Origin of the sequence: Kitasatospora sp. NPDC085895 (genome assembly GCF_040702125.1) — a bacterium.
Taxonomy (GTDB): Bacteria; Actinomycetota; Actinomycetes; order Streptomycetales; family Streptomycetaceae; genus Kitasatospora; species Kitasatospora arboriphila.
Map to the genome: position 1 here is coordinate 20,647 of NZ_JBFBJY010000006.1, position 14,427 is coordinate 35,073.

General features: G+C 72.8%; 14 protein-coding genes and 1 tRNA gene. 6 read left to right on the forward strand and 9 right to left on the reverse strand.

The genetic code is table 11. From position 1 onward, the window contains the following. Positions 1-4: 4 nt before the first annotated feature. The 3 genes from AB0442_RS05395 to AB0442_RS05405 form a co-directional block, all read right to left on the reverse strand. Positions 5-787 carry an enoyl-CoA hydratase/isomerase family protein gene (locus AB0442_RS05395; protein ID WP_366160752.1) on the reverse strand — a complete coding sequence of 261 codons (783 nt, stop codon included), beginning with the start codon at positions 785-787 and terminating at the stop codon, positions 5-7. Between the two features lie 31 nt (positions 788-818). Further along, positions 819-1,238, reverse strand: coding sequence for a RidA family protein (locus tag AB0442_RS05400; protein WP_366160754.1), 420 nt, complete (start codon positions 1,236-1,238; stop codon positions 819-821). 125 nt (positions 1,239-1,363) lie between these two features. Further along, entirely contained in the window at positions 1,364-1,927 is a 564-nt protein-coding gene (locus AB0442_RS05405) for a GNAT family protein (RefSeq protein WP_366160755.1), read from the reverse strand. 85 nt (positions 1,928-2,012) lie between these two features. Here AB0442_RS05405 and AB0442_RS05410 point away from each other — a divergent pair, with 85 nt between their 5' ends. Continuing rightward, the gene (locus tag AB0442_RS05410) at positions 2,013-2,618 is read left to right on the forward strand and encodes a TetR/AcrR family transcriptional regulator (RefSeq protein ID WP_366160756.1); all 606 of its coding nucleotides are present in this window, start codon (positions 2,013-2,015) and stop codon (positions 2,616-2,618) included. A 54-nt stretch (positions 2,619-2,672) separates the two neighbouring features. On the opposite strand, the gene AB0442_RS05415 is transcribed toward AB0442_RS05410, so the two are convergent. Then, positions 2,673-2,748, reverse strand: a tRNA-Arg gene (locus AB0442_RS05415). A 639-nt stretch (positions 2,749-3,387) separates the two neighbouring features. Here AB0442_RS05415 and ssb point away from each other — a divergent pair. From ssb to AB0442_RS05440, 5 genes are all read left to right on the forward strand, one after another. After that, entirely contained in the window at positions 3,388-3,978 is a 591-nt protein-coding gene (gene ssb, locus AB0442_RS05420) for a single-stranded DNA-binding protein (RefSeq protein WP_366160757.1), read from the forward strand. A 330-nt stretch (positions 3,979-4,308) separates the two neighbouring features. Continuing rightward, positions 4,309-5,703, forward strand: a complete 1,395-nt coding sequence (locus AB0442_RS05425) for a Cys-Gln thioester bond-forming surface protein (RefSeq protein ID WP_366160758.1) — start codon at positions 4,309-4,311, stop codon at positions 5,701-5,703. Between the two features lie 288 nt (positions 5,704-5,991). Beyond that, positions 5,992-7,656 (forward strand): energy-dependent translational throttle protein EttA, encoded by a 1,665-nt coding sequence (ettA, locus tag AB0442_RS05430; protein ID WP_030266199.1) that lies wholly within the window; start codon positions 5,992-5,994, stop codon positions 7,654-7,656. 131 nt (positions 7,657-7,787) lie between these two features. Beyond that, entirely contained in the window at positions 7,788-8,234 is a 447-nt protein-coding gene (locus AB0442_RS05435; RefSeq protein WP_344627034.1) for a thioesterase family protein, read from the forward strand. Positions 8,235-8,268: 34 nt separating this feature from the next. After that, entirely contained in the window at positions 8,269-8,964 is a 696-nt protein-coding gene (locus AB0442_RS05440; RefSeq protein WP_366160760.1) for a hypothetical protein, read from the forward strand. A gap of 21 nt (positions 8,965-8,985) precedes the next feature. Here the strand turns inward: AB0442_RS05440 and AB0442_RS05445 are convergent, their stop codons facing one another. The 5 genes from AB0442_RS05445 to AB0442_RS05465 form a co-directional block, all read right to left on the reverse strand. Further along, the gene (locus tag AB0442_RS05445) at positions 8,986-9,390 is read right to left on the reverse strand and encodes a globin (protein ID WP_344627036.1); all 405 of its coding nucleotides are present in this window, start codon (positions 9,388-9,390) and stop codon (positions 8,986-8,988) included. Positions 9,391-9,491: 101 nt separating this feature from the next. Next, positions 9,492-10,628 carry an ABC transporter permease gene (locus AB0442_RS05450; RefSeq protein WP_366160762.1) on the reverse strand — a complete coding sequence of 379 codons (1,137 nt, stop codon included), beginning with the start codon at positions 10,626-10,628 and terminating at the stop codon, positions 9,492-9,494. Further along, on the reverse strand, positions 10,625-11,554 hold the full coding sequence (locus AB0442_RS05455) for an ABC transporter ATP-binding protein (protein WP_366160763.1): 930 nt from the start codon (positions 11,552-11,554) through the stop codon (positions 10,625-10,627). Before AB0442_RS05455 ends, AB0442_RS05450 begins: the two co-directional genes overlap by 4 nt. 99 nt (positions 11,555-11,653) lie before the next feature. Next, positions 11,654-12,955, reverse strand: a complete 1,302-nt coding sequence (locus tag AB0442_RS05460) for an FHA domain-containing protein (protein WP_366160764.1) — start codon at positions 12,953-12,955, stop codon at positions 11,654-11,656. A 43-nt stretch (positions 12,956-12,998) separates the two neighbouring features. After that, positions 12,999-14,330, reverse strand: a complete 1,332-nt coding sequence (locus AB0442_RS05465) for a VWA domain-containing protein (RefSeq protein WP_366160766.1) — start codon at positions 14,328-14,330, stop codon at positions 12,999-13,001. Between the last annotated feature and the right edge of the window lie 97 nt (positions 14,331-14,427).

The window sequence follows — 14,427 nt, forward strand, 5'->3', positions numbered from 1 at the left end:
GGCTTCAGAACCGGGGCTCGCGCCGCTCCAGGAAGGCGGCCAGCCCCTCCCGGACGTCCGGCGCCTCGCGGGACTTGCGCTCCCACGGCGCCACCGCCGCGGCCGCCTCCTGCGCCGGCACCGACAGCGCCGCCTTCACCGCGCCGATCGTCTGCGGCGAGCGCTTCGCCAGCAGGCCGGCGAACTCCCGTGCCCGCACGTCCAGTTCGGTGGCCGGCAGCACCTCGTCCACCAGCCCGAACCGCTCCGCCCGCTCCGCGGTCACCAACTCGCCCGAGAACAGCAGGTACTTGGCCCGCGCCGGCCCCACCAGCGAGGCGAGCCGCACCGTCGGCACCGACGGGTACACCACGCCCAGCTTCGCCGGGGTGATGCCGAACCGCGCGTCGTGGGCCGCGAACCGCAGGTCGCAGGCGACCGCCAACTGGCAGCCCCCGCCCACGCAGGCGCCGTGCACCACCGCGAGCGTCGGGTGCGGGAAGGCGGCCAGCGCCTCCTCCGCCGCCACGTTGTCCGCGTGGTACGCGTCCGCGCGGGCCGGATCGCCGTACACCTCGGACAGTTCGCCGATGTCCGCGCCCGCGCAGAACGTCCGCGCCGCACCCGTCACCAGCAGCGCCCGCACGCCCGGCTGCGCCGCGATCAGCCCCAGCACCCCCGGCAGACCCCGCCACATCGCCAGCGTCATCGCGTTGCGCCGCTCCGGCCGGTCCAGCACCAGCGTGGCCACCGGGCCGTCGACTTCCGCACGCAGCCCGGCGACGCCGGTGTCGAGCACGTGGACCATCACTGCCTCCGGGGACGGGTCGGGACGCCCCTCACCCTTCCACAGCGGCGTCCTCGCGGACCACGGCGGTCACTGTGATCTCCACCAACTGGCCGGTGTAGCCGAGGCAGGCCACGCCGAGCAGCGTCGACGTGTGCGGGCCGTCGGCCAGGCCGGAGGCGTTCACCACGTCCCACACCTCGGAGAGCGGCCCGGGCTCCGGCGAGACCACGTAGACCGTGCTGGCCACCACGTCGGCGAGGGTGCTGCCGACGTGCCGCAGCGCCTCCTGGAGGTTGGCCAGCACCTGGCGGGCCTGCGCCGGGCCGTCACCGGGACCGACCAGCTTCCCGTCCGCGTCCAGCGGCACCCCGCCGGCCAGGAACACCAGGCGGGTGCCGGGCTCCACCACCGCCGTGTGCGCGTAGCCGGGCGGCGGGAAGAGGCTCGGGACGATGCTGCGCTGGACCATGCGAAAGCTCCTCGGGCTCGGCGGACTCGGCGCCGGCATCGGCCGACCCCCGATCGTCCGTCGGCGGAGCAGCCGCTGTCACCCGGTTTTCGGCCGGGCCCGGCCGGGCGGGTCCGCGGGCCGGGTCACCCGGGCTGCGCGCCCTCGCCGGCCCGCCACTCGCGGGCCAGCACCGACCACACCTCGTAGTCCTGCCGCACCCCGTTGTGCAGCACGTGCTCGCGCATCGTGCCGTCGTGGTGCATGCCCATCCGCTGCGCCACCGCCCGGCTGCGCGCGTTGCCGCTGCTGTTCCACCACTCGACCTTGTGCAGCCCGCGCTCGACCAGCGCGTAGTCGATCAGCCGGCGGACGGCGGCACTGATCAGCCCCCGGCCCTCACCGTCCTTTTCCGTCCACGCACCGATTTCGCAGACCCCGGTGGCGGCGTCGAAGTGCACGAACATCACACCGCCGACCAGCCTGCCGCCGAGCCGGATTCCGAAGATCCGACCGGTGTCCGCGGCCTGCCGATCGGCATATCCCTGCAGCGTCGCCCGGGCCGATTCGAGATCGGTGGAGCGGGTGGCCCACGGTATCCACGGGTCGGTGTTGCCCCGGGCGCGCTCCATGTGCTCGAAGAATTCCACGGCCTGCCACGGCTCCAGCGGGGTCAGCTCGGCATCATCGGCGAGCGGTACGGCGTACACGGCGGTCGTCCCTCCGGTCGGCGGCGACCGGCGGCGGATCGCGCCACCGGTACGTAACAAACGTTTGGTAGGTACCATAGCGCGCATGACGCCAGCCCGTGGGGACCACGACGCCCGCCGCCGAGACGTCTCCGAGGCGGTCTGGCGGGTGCTCGCCGACCGTGGCTTCGGCGGGCTCACCCTGCGCGCGGTGGCCGCCGAGATGGGCGCCAGCACCGGGCTGCTCACCCACTACTTCCCCAACAAGCGCGCCCTGGTGGCCCATGCGCTGGAGGTGCTGGACCGGTGGACGGCGGCCCGGCCGCGCCCCGCGGCGGAGAGCGCCGCACCCGCCGGCGGCCTGCCCATGCTGCGCGCCGTCCTGCTGGACGTGCTGCCGCTGGACGCCGCGGGCGCCGCCGACAACCGGATCTGGGTCGGCTCCTGGGACGCCGCGCTGGCGGACGACGGGCTGGCCGGCGAGCACGCCGGGCGCTACCGGAGGTCCCGCGAGCGGATGGCCGAACTCGCCGCCGAGGCCCAGCGACTGGGCGAACTGCCGCCCGGACCGGCGCCGGAGGACGTCGCGGCCGCCGCGCAGTCCTTCGTCCTGGGGCTGGTGGTGCAGGCGCTGTTCGCCCCGGAGGAGTTCCCGGCGGAGCGCCAGATCGCGCTGCTGGACGGGTACCTCGCGGGCGTGGCCGCGGGCTGACCGCCCGCCCGCGCGGGCGCTGCCGCGCTCCGCGCCCGACCGGGCCGGTGTGACTGGCGCCCCCAGCAGGATTCGAACCTGCGACCTACCGCTTAGAAGGCGGGTGCTCTATCCGCTGAGCTATGGGGGCATGGGTGGCGCGGCCCGGAGGCTGCCGACCTGGGCGACGGCGGTCTGCGGGCGTTCGGGCGGTGCCCGCGCGGGGCTCCTGGGTACGGCGGGGTGGGGTGGGGCCTCGGCCCGTCCGGCACGGGACGCCCGGGACAGGATAAGGGTGACCGCATCCTCCGCCGGGCCTTCCGGCGCCGCGTCGGGTGTGTCGGCCTCGGCGGAGCGGTCCGATAATCGCAGGTGGCGGCCGGACGTGCAGCGGTCTGAGGGGATCTGGACCCGGACGTTGTGCAGTCGTTACGGGGCTGCCTCCCCACCTGTTATGGATTCGGCGTGTGAATCGTCCGGCGGTCCGCGCGGTGGGGGTCGGATTTGGGTTACTTCGGTTGGATGACCTGGCCGGAAGCGGACGGCGGCCACCCGTTAGGGGCCCGGTGGGCGGCGTGGACCGGGCGCGGTGTTGTCATGACCTCGCGGGATGGGCCGTTCCCGGAACCTGGAATTCCTGTTCATATTCACTCGGCCGAGTGGCCGCGGTTTTCCACAGCCGAGGGTTTTCCACAGGTTTCCGCGAGGCCGCCCGGAAATTCCGCCGGTGCGACAGCATCCGGGTGCGAGCGATTCGGCTCGGACATTTTCCGCCCGGAGGGGAGTTCCCGTGAATGAGACCCTGGTGACGATCGTCGGCAATGTCGCGTCGACGGTCACGTACGCGCAGACGCCGGCCGGCGTGCCGGTGGCCAACTTCCGGATGGCCACCACCGAGCGCCGCTTCGACCGCGGCACCGGCGACTGGGTCGACGGTGAGACGAGCTGGGTGACGGTGGTGGCCTGGCGATGGCTCGCGACCAATCTGGTGAGCTCGGTGAACAAGGGCGATCCGGTGGTCGTCAGCGGCCGGCTGCGGGTCCGGGAGTGGGGCGAGGAGGACCGCCGCCGGACGTCGGTGGAGATCGACGCCCGGTCGGTGGGCCACGACCTGTCCCGCGGCACCTCCGCCTTCCGGTGGGCCGTCCGCGGACGGCCCGACCAGGAGAAGGGCGGTTCGGATGCGCTCGGTCAGTCCGGCGGCCGACGGGCGGGTGATCCCGCGCCGGTCGGCGAGGCGGTGCCGGAGTGGATCGTCGCCGCGGTGGAGGCCCGGCGGGCGGCCGGGCGGGCTACTGCCGGATCACCTGCGGCAGTTGGCCCGGTGTCACCGCCGGTGCTCGCGGGTGCCGCGGGCGGCCCGGGCGCCGAGGCCGGCTGACGGTCCGCGATCCCGTCCTCCGCGGCCGGACCGAGGGATCGACAGGGCCGCCGCAAGGACGGTCCGATGACGACCCGTGGGATCTGGTGAAGCGTCAACCAAAACGGTTGTCCGACGGCTTGATAACGGAACGGCAACGGAACTGTCCTGGTTCAGTACAACTGTGGGAAGTGTCTCAACCCTCAATATGATGCGTCGGGTCCACACATGTGCAGCGGTGTCACAGGGGGCACCGCTTTGCAGGGCGGGCTGCCATCGGCAGGGCCCGGCCCGGAGGGATCACTCATGTTCCACAGCCAGAAGCGGGCTGTCTCCCGCATAGGTACTGTCATGCTCGCGACCGGCATCGCCGTGGCGAGCGGCCTGTCGTTCGCCGGCGCGGCGTCGGCCGACAGCGGCGCGGGCATCACCGCGACGATCCAGCCGACCATGGTCAGCGGGGCCGTCGACACCGGTGGCGGCCACGTGATCCAGGGCGGTCTTTTCACGCTGAAGACGGATGACGGCAAGCTCATCCAGACGTACTGCATAGACATCGACCACGGCGTCAAGATCAAGGACGCGGTCAAGTACCAGGAGTCGAACTGGGCCTCCAGCTCGCTCGGCGCCCCGGGCAAGGAGGAGGCCGCGGGCAAGATCCGCTGGATCCTCGAGCACTCCTACCCGAAGCTCTCCCTCGACGCGGTGAAGGCCGCCGTCGGCATCAAGGGTCAGTTCACCAAGGAGGACGCGGCGGCCGGCACCCAGGCCGCGATCTGGCGCTTCTCCGACAACAAGACCGGGGCCACCCCGGTCGACGCCGAGGCCAAGCAGCTCACCGAGTACCTGGCGGGCAGCAACAACACCGGCCTGAAGGAGGAGCCGGCGCCCTCGCTGGACCTCGACCCGGCGTCCGTGAACGGCAAGTCGGGCAGCAAGCTCGGCCCGTTCACCCTCAACAGCAGCGCCTCGACGGTCAAGCTGGCGCTCTCCGGCGACACCTCCGGCGGCAAGGTCAAGCTGGTCGACAAGGACGGCAAGGCCGTCTCCGACCTCAAGGGCCCGGTCGCCAAGGACACCAAGCTGTTCCTGGACGTCCCCGCGGGCACCGCGGCCGGCTCGGCCACCGTCAAGGCCTCCGCCACCACCTCCGTGCCCACCGGCCGCGTGTTCCTCAGCGTCGGCTACACCCCGGAGAAGCACAGCCAGACCATGATCCTGGCCGGCTCCGAGGTGCTGAGCGTCGGCAAGACCGCCAAGGCCGCCTGGACGCAGGCCAAGGGCCCGCTGCTCGAGGCCACCTCCAAGGTCGACTGCACCAAGAACGGCGTCCAGGTCACCGTCACCAACAACGGTGACGAGCAGGCCACCGTGACGATCACCCCGGGCAAGTCCGTCACCGTCGGTGCCGGCAAGACCGAGACCGTGCTCGTCCCGGTCGCCGAGGACGCCACCTACGACATCAAGGTGAGCGGCCCGAACCTGAACGAGGAGTTCAAGGGCATCCTCGACTGCAAGACCACCAGCACCACCGGTGGTACCACCGGCGGCACCACGGGTGGCACCACCACCGGCGGTACGACCGGCGGCAGCACCGGCTCGACCACCGGCGGCAGCCTGGCCAGCACCGGTGGCGGCAGCCACACCGGCATGATCGCCGGCATCGCGGGCCTGCTCGTCGCCGCCGGCGGTGGCGCGGTGTTCGCCCTGCGCCGCCGCGGCCGCCACGGTCGCTCCGCGGCCTGAACCCTCCCGGGTGCGGGCCGTCCCCACGGCAGCGGCACCCGCGGTACGACCCCGGGGGTGAGACCCGGGTCGTGACACCGGGCCCGGCCCCGTCCTCCGACACCGGAGGGCGGGGCCGTCGCCTTTCCCGCCCCGGGGCCCTGCCCGAGGTCCCGGGAGACGACCCGCCCGCGGCCCGCGCTCCGGGGCCCGGCCGTGTGACCGGCGGGAGTTCGGGCGGTGCCGTGCGGTGCGGCACAATGGAAGGCTGCAAGCCGAATACACCCGACGACGCCGGAGCGATCTCACGTGGCGGAATACATCTACACCATGCGCAAGGTGCGCAAGGCACACGGCGACAAGGTCATCCTTGACGACGTGACGCTCTCCTTCCTCCCCGGAGCGAAGATCGGCGTCGTCGGCCCCAACGGCGCCGGTAAGTCCACGGTGCTGAAGATGATGGCCGGGCTGGAGCAGCCGTCCAACGGCGACGCCTTCCTCTCGCCGGGCTACACCGTCGGCATGCTCCTCCAGGAGCCCCCGCTCGACGAGTCCAAGACGGTCCTGGAGAACGTCCAGGACGGCGTCAAGGAGGTCAAGGGCAAGCTCGACCGGTTCAACGAGATCGCCGAGCTGATGGCGACCGACTACTCGGACGCGCTGCTCGAGGAGATGGGCCGCCTCCAGGAGGACCTGGACCACGCCAACGCCTGGGACCTCGACGCCCAGCTGGAGCAGGCCATGGACGCCCTGGGCTGCCCGCCCGGCGACTGGCCGGTCACCAAGCTCTCCGGTGGTGAGAAGCGCCGCGTCGCGCTCTGCAAGCTGCTGCTGGAGGCCCCCGACCTGCTGCTCCTCGACGAGCCCACCAACCACCTCGACGCCGAGTCGGTGAACTGGCTGGAGCAGCACCTGGCCAAGTACGCCGGCACCGTCGTCGCGGTCACCCACGACCGGTACTTCCTCGACAACGTCGCCCAGTGGATCCTGGAGCTCGACCGGGGCCGCGCGTTCCCGTACGAGGGCAACTACTCCACCTACCTGGAGACCAAGCAGACCCGTCTCAAGGTCGAGGGCCAGAAGGACGCCAAGCGCGCCAAGCGGCTCAAGGAAGAGCTGGAGTGGGTCCGCTCCAACGCCAAGGGCCGCCAGGCCAAGTCGAAGGCCCGCCTCGCCCGCTACGAGGAGATGGCCGCCGAGGCCGACAAGATGCGGAAGCTGGACTTCGAGGAGATCCAGATCCCGCCGGGCCCGCGTCTGGGCAGCGTCGTCGTCGAGGTGGACAACCTCTCCAAGGGCTTCGGCGAGAAGCTCCTGATCGACGACCTGAGCTTCACCCTGCCGCGCAACGGCATCGTCGGCGTGATCGGCCCGAACGGCGCCGGCAAGACCACGCTCTTCAAGATGCTGCAGGGCCTGGAGACCCCGGACGACGGCAAGGTCAAGGTCGGCGAGACCGTCAAGATCAGCTACGTCGACCAGAACCGCGCCAACATCGACCCGAAGAAGACCCTGTGGGAGGTCGTCTCGGACGGCCTCGACTGGATCAACGTCGGCCAGGTCGAGATGCCGTCCCGCGCCTACGTCTCGGCGTTCGGCTTCAAGGGCCCGGACCAGCAGAAGCCGGCCGGCGTGCTCTCCGGCGGTGAGCGCAACCGCCTCAACCTGGCGCTCACCCTCAAGCAGGGCGGCAACCTGCTGCTCCTCGACGAGCCCACCAACGACCTGGACGTCGAGACGCTCTCCTCGCTGGAGAACGCGCTGCTCGACTTCCCGGGCTGCGCCGTGGTCATCTCCCACGACCGCTGGTTCCTGGACCGGGTCGCCACCCACATCCTCGCCTACGAGGGCGACAGCAAGTGGTTCTGGTTCGAGGGCAACTTCGAGTCCTACGAGAAGAACAAGATCGAGCGGCTCGGCCCGGACGCCGCCCGTCCGCACCGCGCCACCTACAAGAAGCTGACCCGCGGCTGACTGTCCCCGCGACGACAGCCGCCGGCAACGCCGGTGCGACAAGGGCCGGGCAGGCTGCCCCTCGGGGCGGCCGGCCCGGCCACCCGCCCGCGGTCCGGCCGCGGGCGACCCGGAGTATGAGGAGATCCTTCGTGGCACGCCACATCTACGCCTGCCCCCTGCGGTGGTCCGACATGGACGCCTTCGGCCACGTCAACAACGTGGTCTTCCTGCGCTACCTGGAGGAGGCCCGGATCGACTTCATGTTCACCCAGGCCGCCGAGGCCGGTGCGGGGGAGTTCGCGGGCGGCTCGGTGGTGGCGCGCCACGAGATCGAGTACAAGAAGCCGCTGGTGCACCGCCCCGCCCCGGTGACGATCGAGACCTGGGTCACCAAGATCGGCGGCGCCTCGCTCACCGTGTCCTACGAGATCAAGGACACCGCGGCGGACGGCACCGAGACGGTCTACGTCAAGGCGTCCACCGTCGTCGTCCCCTACGACCTGGCCGAGGGCCGGCCGCGCCGGATCAGCCCCGTCGAGCGGGAGTTCCTCTCCCGCTTCATGGACGCCGTGCCCGCCGCCGTGGCCGTGGCCTGAGCCGGGCGGTACCAGCGACGTGAGCAGCACCCCCGTGACAGGTCGGCCCGCCGGACTCCTCCTCGCCGAGAGCGGCGGGGCGGCGGACCTCGCCGCGTTCCTGCGCCGGCTGCTGCGCTTCGACCGCGCCGCCGCCGTCCGCCTGCAGGCCGTGCCCGGCCGGGAGTCCGGCGGCGTCCTGGCGGTGTTCGGCCGGCTCCCGCTCGGCACCGCCGGGGCGATCGCCGTCCGCACCGCGCGCCTGGCCGGTCCGACGGCCGGGACGGACACCACCGTCTCCGCCGGGCAGCTGCTGGAGGCCGTGGACGCGGAGGTCGGCAGCGTCGTGGTGCCGCCTGCGGTCACCGGCCCGGCGTGGGCCGGTCTGCTGCCGCCCCGCACCGGCTGGCGGCTGATCGCCGAGCCGCAGGCCTTCGAGGTGCTGCCCGAGGTGTCCGCCGCGGTCGGCGAGTTCCGCCGGCGCAGCGAGGAGGTCCCGGAGCACCACCGTTCGCGGCAGGTGCTGGACGCGCTGGCCGACGAGATCTGGTCGCGCCCGCTGGGTGCGGTGCCGGAGCTTCCGCTGCGTGCCGCGCACGCGGCCTACGTGATCGGCTTCCTGCGGCCCGCGGTGCCGCTGACGGTGCACCGTGCGGGCGGCTGGCTGCGGTTGAGCGCGCCGGCCGGTTCGGTCGCCGTCCGCAGCGCGGCCGCGCCGGGCGCGGGCCTGGGCCTGAGCCCGCTGCGCTGAGGCGGCGCGGCCGGCCCCCGTTCAGCCCGCGGTGTTGATCATCGAGGCGGCGGCGTAGGTCAGGTAGTCCCAGAGCTGGCGCTCGGCGTCCTCGGGCAGGTCCAGCTCGTCGAGGGCGGTGCGCATGTGCCGCAGCCAGGCGTCGTGGGCGGCGCGGTCCACCTTGAACGGGGCGTGGCGCATCCGCAGCCTCGGGTGGCCGCGCTCCTCGCTGTACGTCCGGGGCCCGCCCCAGTACTGCATGAGGAAGAGGGCGAAGCGCTCCTCGGCCGGGCCGAGGTCCTCCTCGGGGTACATCGGCCGCAGCAGCTCGTCCGTGGCGACGCCCTGGTAGAAGCGGTGCACCAGCCTGCGGAAGGTGGCCTCGCCGCCGACCGCGTCGAAGAAGGTCTCCTCGGAAAGCGTGCTCTGCGGGATCTCGTTCACCCGACCATGGTCGCAGACGGCCGCGGGGGCCGTACACCGGTCTTCCGGCCTACGACCCCCGCCGCCCCGGGCGCGGCCCGGGGCGTTGCGCCGCTCACCGACTACACGTCGTCCCAGTTGAAGAAGCGCCAGGCGATCAGGCAGAGCACGGCCGAGAAGGCCAGCAGTCCGCCCATCGCCGGCAACGCGTCCATGACGCCGCCGCCGCGGCTGAGCACCGACTGCGAGGCGGTGACCAGGTAGCGCAGCGGGAAGACCTTGGAGACGGTCTGCAGCCAGCCCGGGCTGCCGTCGAGCGGGATGAACGCGCCGCCGAGGAAGGACATCGGCAGGATGATCAGCTGGTTGATGCCGTTCGCCGCCTCCTCGGTCTTGGCGAGTCCGCCGGTGAGCAGGCCGATCGACATGAAGGCGATGGTGGCGCAGAGCACCAGCGGAACGATCAGCCACCAGTTGCCGCTGAGCTTCAGCCCGAAGAACGGCGTGGTGGCGATCGTCAGGAAGATCGCCGTCTGGGCGAGGGCGATCACGCAGTTCACCGCGACCCGGGCGCCGATCACCGCCGGGATGGAGACCGGGGCGAGCCGCAGCCTGCGCAGCACCCGCTTGGTGCGCCAGTTGATCAGGGTGAAGGAGGCGCCGTAGACCGCGCCGGAGGCGATGGCCCAGCCGAGCAGGCCCGGGGTGAGGTACTGGATCGGCTTGAGCGACTGGTCCTCGACCTGGACGGAGGCCATGGTGAACGCCGGCGGCTTGCCGGACGCGGCCTGGTTGGCGGCCTTCACCAGGTTGTCCACGATCGCCTGGACGCTGCCGGCCTTGACCGGGTCGGCGGCGCTGTGGCGGACCACCACCTGGCCGTTCGGGCCCTGCTCGACGAGGGCGTCGATGTCTCCCTTGCGGACCTTCTCCAGGGCGGCGGCCTCGTCGTCGATCTTCGTGACGGTGAGGACCTTCTCCAGCTCCTTGCGGTCCTCGCCCCGCACGGAGTCGAGCACCTGGACGGCGCCGACCTGGGCGACCTTCACGTGCGGGGCACCCGCGCTCTTGAAGAGCGTGCCGAACATCAGCAGGAAGATCAGCGGCATCAGCAGGGTGAAGAAGAGCGCGCCGCGGTCGCGCACGAAGCCCAGCAGCATGACCCGGGCGAGTCCGACGAAGGCGCTGGCGCGTTCCGGCGCCTCGGGGGCCGGGGCGGCCGGCTCGCGCTCGGTCGCGGTGGGGGCGGTCGCGGTCATGCCCGGTACTCCCGTCCGGTCAGGCGGAGGAAGACGTCCTCCAGGGTGGCGCCGCGGACCTCCAGGCCGCGCAGCGCGTTCTGCTCGGCGAGCACCGACAGCACCGGCGCCGGGACGCGGGTCGACACCGACAGCGAGACGCCGTCGTCCTCCAGGCCGGCCAGTTCGGCGCCGGCCGCGGTGAACAGCTCGCGGGCGGTGTCGGCGGCGAGCAGCCCGGACTCGACGCTGATCCGGACGGTGTCGTCGATCTCCCGGACGAGTGCGGCCGGTGCGCCGGTCTTGAGCACCTTGCCGTGGTCCATCACGGACACCCGGTCGCAGAGCACCTCGGCCTCGTCGAGGTAGTGGGTGGTGAGGACGACGGTGCGGCCCTCGGCGTTGATGTCGCGCAGCAGGTCCCAGAGGTTGCGGCGGGCCTGCGGGTCGAGACCGGTGGTGGGCTCGTCCAGGAAGACGAGCTCCGGGTCGTGGACGAGTGCGCAGGCGATGGACAGACGCTGCGCCTGGCCGCCGGACATCTTCTCGGTCTGGACGGCGGCGGAGTCGGCCAGGCCGACCTTGTCCAGCATGGCGTCGGCCCGCTTCGGGCCCACGCCGTAGAACGAGGCGAAGGTGCGGATCGTCTCGCGGGCGGTCAGCCGGTTGAAGAAGGACGAGGCCTGGAACTGCACGCCGATGCGCGGCAGCAGTGCGGTGTTGCGCGGCCAGGGCTTGAGCCCCAGCAGTTCGACGCGGCCCTCGTCGGGCTCGCGGATCCCCTCCAGGATCTCCAGAGTGGTGGTCTTTCCGGCCCCGTTCGGCCCGAGAATCCCGTAGAACTCGCCCGCCTCGACGGTGAGTGACACACCGTCGACGGCCTGGACGTCCCCGTACCGCTTCCGTATTCCGTCGGCGGATATAGCTGCAGTCATGGTGCATGACATTAGGGGGTTCCGTGCCGGTGCGGTGGTGGTTACCAGGCAAAACCCCGGGAAAACCCGCCGGGCGGGGCCGGTCGGCGACCGGCCCCGCCCGACGGTCCGTCAGGCACGGTGCAGCGTGATGGTCGTCCAGGCGCCGACGTGGATCCGGTCGCCGTCGTTCAGCGGGATCGCGGTGTGCGGCGGCACCGGGTCGGCGCCGCCGTTCATCGTGGTGCCGTTGGTCGAGTCCTGGTCCACCAGCACCCAACTGCCGTCGGGCTGTTCGGCGAGCATGGCGTGCAGGTGCGAGGCGCCCGGGTCCTCCGGCGGCACCGACAGGTCGATCTCCGGCACGGTGCCGCGCTGCTGGCTGCGCCGGCCGATCCGCAGCTGGCCGCGGCCGGTCAGCGGGATGCGCCGCTCGGGGCAGTACGGCGGGAAGAACAGCCCCGATGCGTCCGGGCCGCTGCGCGCCATCATGTCGGCGAAGTAGTCCCGGTCGGCGCTGACCACCGCGATCCACTGGGTGCGGACCGGCGGGGGCGGCGGGGCGGCCGGACCGGCGCCGGGGTGGCCCTGCGGACCGTGCGGGCCCGGCTGGCCGTGCGGCGCCTGCTGGCCCGGCCCGGGCGGGGCCAGCCGGAAGGAGGTCCCGAAGCCGTCGCTGCCCGGGCCGCCGGCGGGGTCGGCGTAGACCGGGCCCGTCCGCTCGTAGCCGTCGGGCTCGGCGAACGGCGCCGGGGCCGGCCGGTCGAAGCCCTGCTTCTCCAGGTTGGGCGGCGGGTAGCCGGACGGCGCGGGCGCCGGGGCTCCGGCCGGCGGCGGGTAGCCGTAACCGCCGCGCGGCGCGGTCGGCGGGGGCGGCGGCGGAGCCGCGGGCGGGGCCGCCGGGGGCGGGGTGGGCGCCTGCGGCCGCTGCGGCGCGGACAGGTCGTAGTCGTAGCCGCACTCCTCGCAGTACCGGCCGGTCTGCGGGCTGCGGCAGATCGGGCAGGTGACCAGGCCCGCGGTGATGTCCGGGCCGCCGTGCGACGGCTGGCCGTGGCCGTGACCGTGGCCGTGACCCTGGCCGCCGCCGATGGACAGCCCGCCGAGGCCGCCGCGGCGCTCGTAGGGCGGCTCCTCGTAGGACGGCTCCTCGTAGGGCGGCTGCCCGTACCCGGAGTCGCGGCCGGCCGGCTCGTAGGGAGGCCGCTCGTAGCCGCCCGGGCCGCCGTACGCCGGACCGCCCGGGGGCGGCCCCGGCGGGGCGGAGGCGGGCGGGGGCGGCGGGTAGCCGGACCCGGCGGGAGCGCCGAACGGCGAGCCCTGGGCCGGCGGGGCGCCCGGGACGGCCAGACCGGGCGGCGGAGTCATCGGGAAGCCGCAGAAGTCGCACCAGTCCTCGGCCTGCGACTCATGGCCCCTAGGGCAGATCGGCATCAAATCCCCCACATCAGCAGGTCCGGCCCAGGGAATCGGCCGGTCATCTCTTCACTCGCACGGTCTTGGTCGACCGGGTCTCGAGTGTCATCGAGTCGGCCTCGCTCACGTTCTTACGGAATCGAACCGTACCCTCCTTCGGATCCACCACGTCGACCACCTTCTCCAGCAGACGGAACGTGCCGTCGTTGCCGGTCACGTGGGCGAGCCGGACGGCCGCGCCCAGCTTGGCGGTGGCCCGGTCGACGTCCCCCGCACGGTGGGCGGCGAGGCCCTCCTGGATGGACGCGGCCAGCTCGGCCTGGCCGGTGTAGTGGGCCACCTGCTGGTTGATCCGGGTGGAGGAGGCCAGGTCGTCGGTCCACACGGCCCGGACGAGGCCCTGGGAGAGCGTCTCGGCGGTGCCGTCGGGCAGCGGCAGCACCAGGCTGACGCGGGCGGCCAGCATCTCGTCGCCGACGGCGGCGGCCGGCACCTCGATGCAGACGTGGTAGTCGCGGCTCTCGTCGCCCCAGGAGCCGGTCGGGTAGTCGCCGGCCCGGGGGCCGGTGTCGGTGCGGCGGCCGGTGAGGTCCTCGACCGAGGGCGCGACCTGCTTGACGTACTTCACCACGGCGTTGGCCGGGGTCCAGATCCGCAGCGCGACGTCCGCGACCTGCTTGCCCATGGTGGCGGACATCATCGCCCGGAAGTCGTCCGCCAGGCCGGAGGGCTCGGCGACGATGTCGACGGTGCCGAGCAGCGCGGAGGAGATCCGGCGCAGCTCGTCGACCTCCCAGTCGGTGCCGACGCCGCGGCAGTCGGCGGTGAAGTACCCGGCGGCCCGCTCCAGGACGGCCTGCAGCTCGGCGGGCTTCTCGTGCTCGTTGCGCCCGTCGGTGAGCAGGATGCCGTGCCGGATGGAGCGCTCCGGGCGGCTCTCGAAGAGCCGCCGGGCGAGGGCCAGCCAGGTGCCGATGGCGGTGCCGCCCATCGGGGTGAGCTTGCGCAGGGCCGTCCTGGCGGCGGCCCGGGTGGACGGGTCGGCGACCGCCAGCCCGCCGCCGCCCGGGTAGACCTCGGCGGCCTCGTGGGTGCCGGCCACCACGGCGAAGGCGACGCCGTCGCGCAGGGTGTCGATCGCGGCGGCGGTCGCCTCGCGGGCGTTGCGCATCTTGGAGGCCGGGTAGTCCATCGAGCCGGAGCAGTCGATCATGATCACCACGGCGGCGTCGCCGCCGTCGGCGGAGGCGGGCAGCCGTCCGCCGGCGGTGCCGCCGCCCGTGGCGGTGACGGTCACGATCGCGTTGACCTCGCGGGCGCCCTCGGCGAGGTACTCGTTCTGGAAGATGTCGACGTCGAATCGGGGCGCGTTCGGCTTGGCCAGACTTGCCATGGGCTGAGGGCTCCTGTCGAGCGGGCGGGCGGGCGGTCCGGTGGGGTCGTCGTGCGGTGGTCGGGTCGTCGTGCGGGTGTGTGGGGCCGCGTCGGTG

What these genes read in the sequence shown, in the direction of transcription:
- AB0442_RS05395 (WP_366160752.1), bottom strand. Translation starts at nt 787, where the DNA reads ATGGTCCACGTGCTCGACACCGGCGTCGCCGGGCTGCGTGCGGAAGTC.
- AB0442_RS05400 (WP_366160754.1), bottom strand. Translation starts at nt 1,238, where the DNA reads ATGGTCCAGCGCAGCATCGTCCCGAGCCTCTTCCCGCCGCCCGGCTAC.
- AB0442_RS05410 (WP_366160756.1), top strand. Translation starts at nt 2,013, where the DNA reads ATGACGCCAGCCCGTGGGGACCACGACGCCCGCCGCCGAGACGTCTCC.
- AB0442_RS05425 (WP_366160758.1), top strand. Translation starts at nt 4,309, where the DNA reads ATGCTCGCGACCGGCATCGCCGTGGCGAGCGGCCTGTCGTTCGCCGGC.
- AB0442_RS05450 (WP_366160762.1), bottom strand. Translation starts at nt 10,628, where the DNA reads ATGACCGCGACCGCCCCCACCGCGACCGAGCGCGAGCCGGCCGCCCCG.
- AB0442_RS05455 (WP_366160763.1), bottom strand. Translation starts at nt 11,554, where the DNA reads ATGTCATGCACCATGACTGCAGCTATATCCGCCGACGGAATACGGAAG.
- AB0442_RS05460 (WP_366160764.1), bottom strand. Translation starts at nt 12,955, where the DNA reads ATGCCGATCTGCCCTAGGGGCCATGAGTCGCAGGCCGAGGACTGGTGC.
- AB0442_RS05465 (WP_366160766.1), bottom strand. Translation starts at nt 14,330, where the DNA reads ATGGCAAGTCTGGCCAAGCCGAACGCGCCCCGATTCGACGTCGACATC.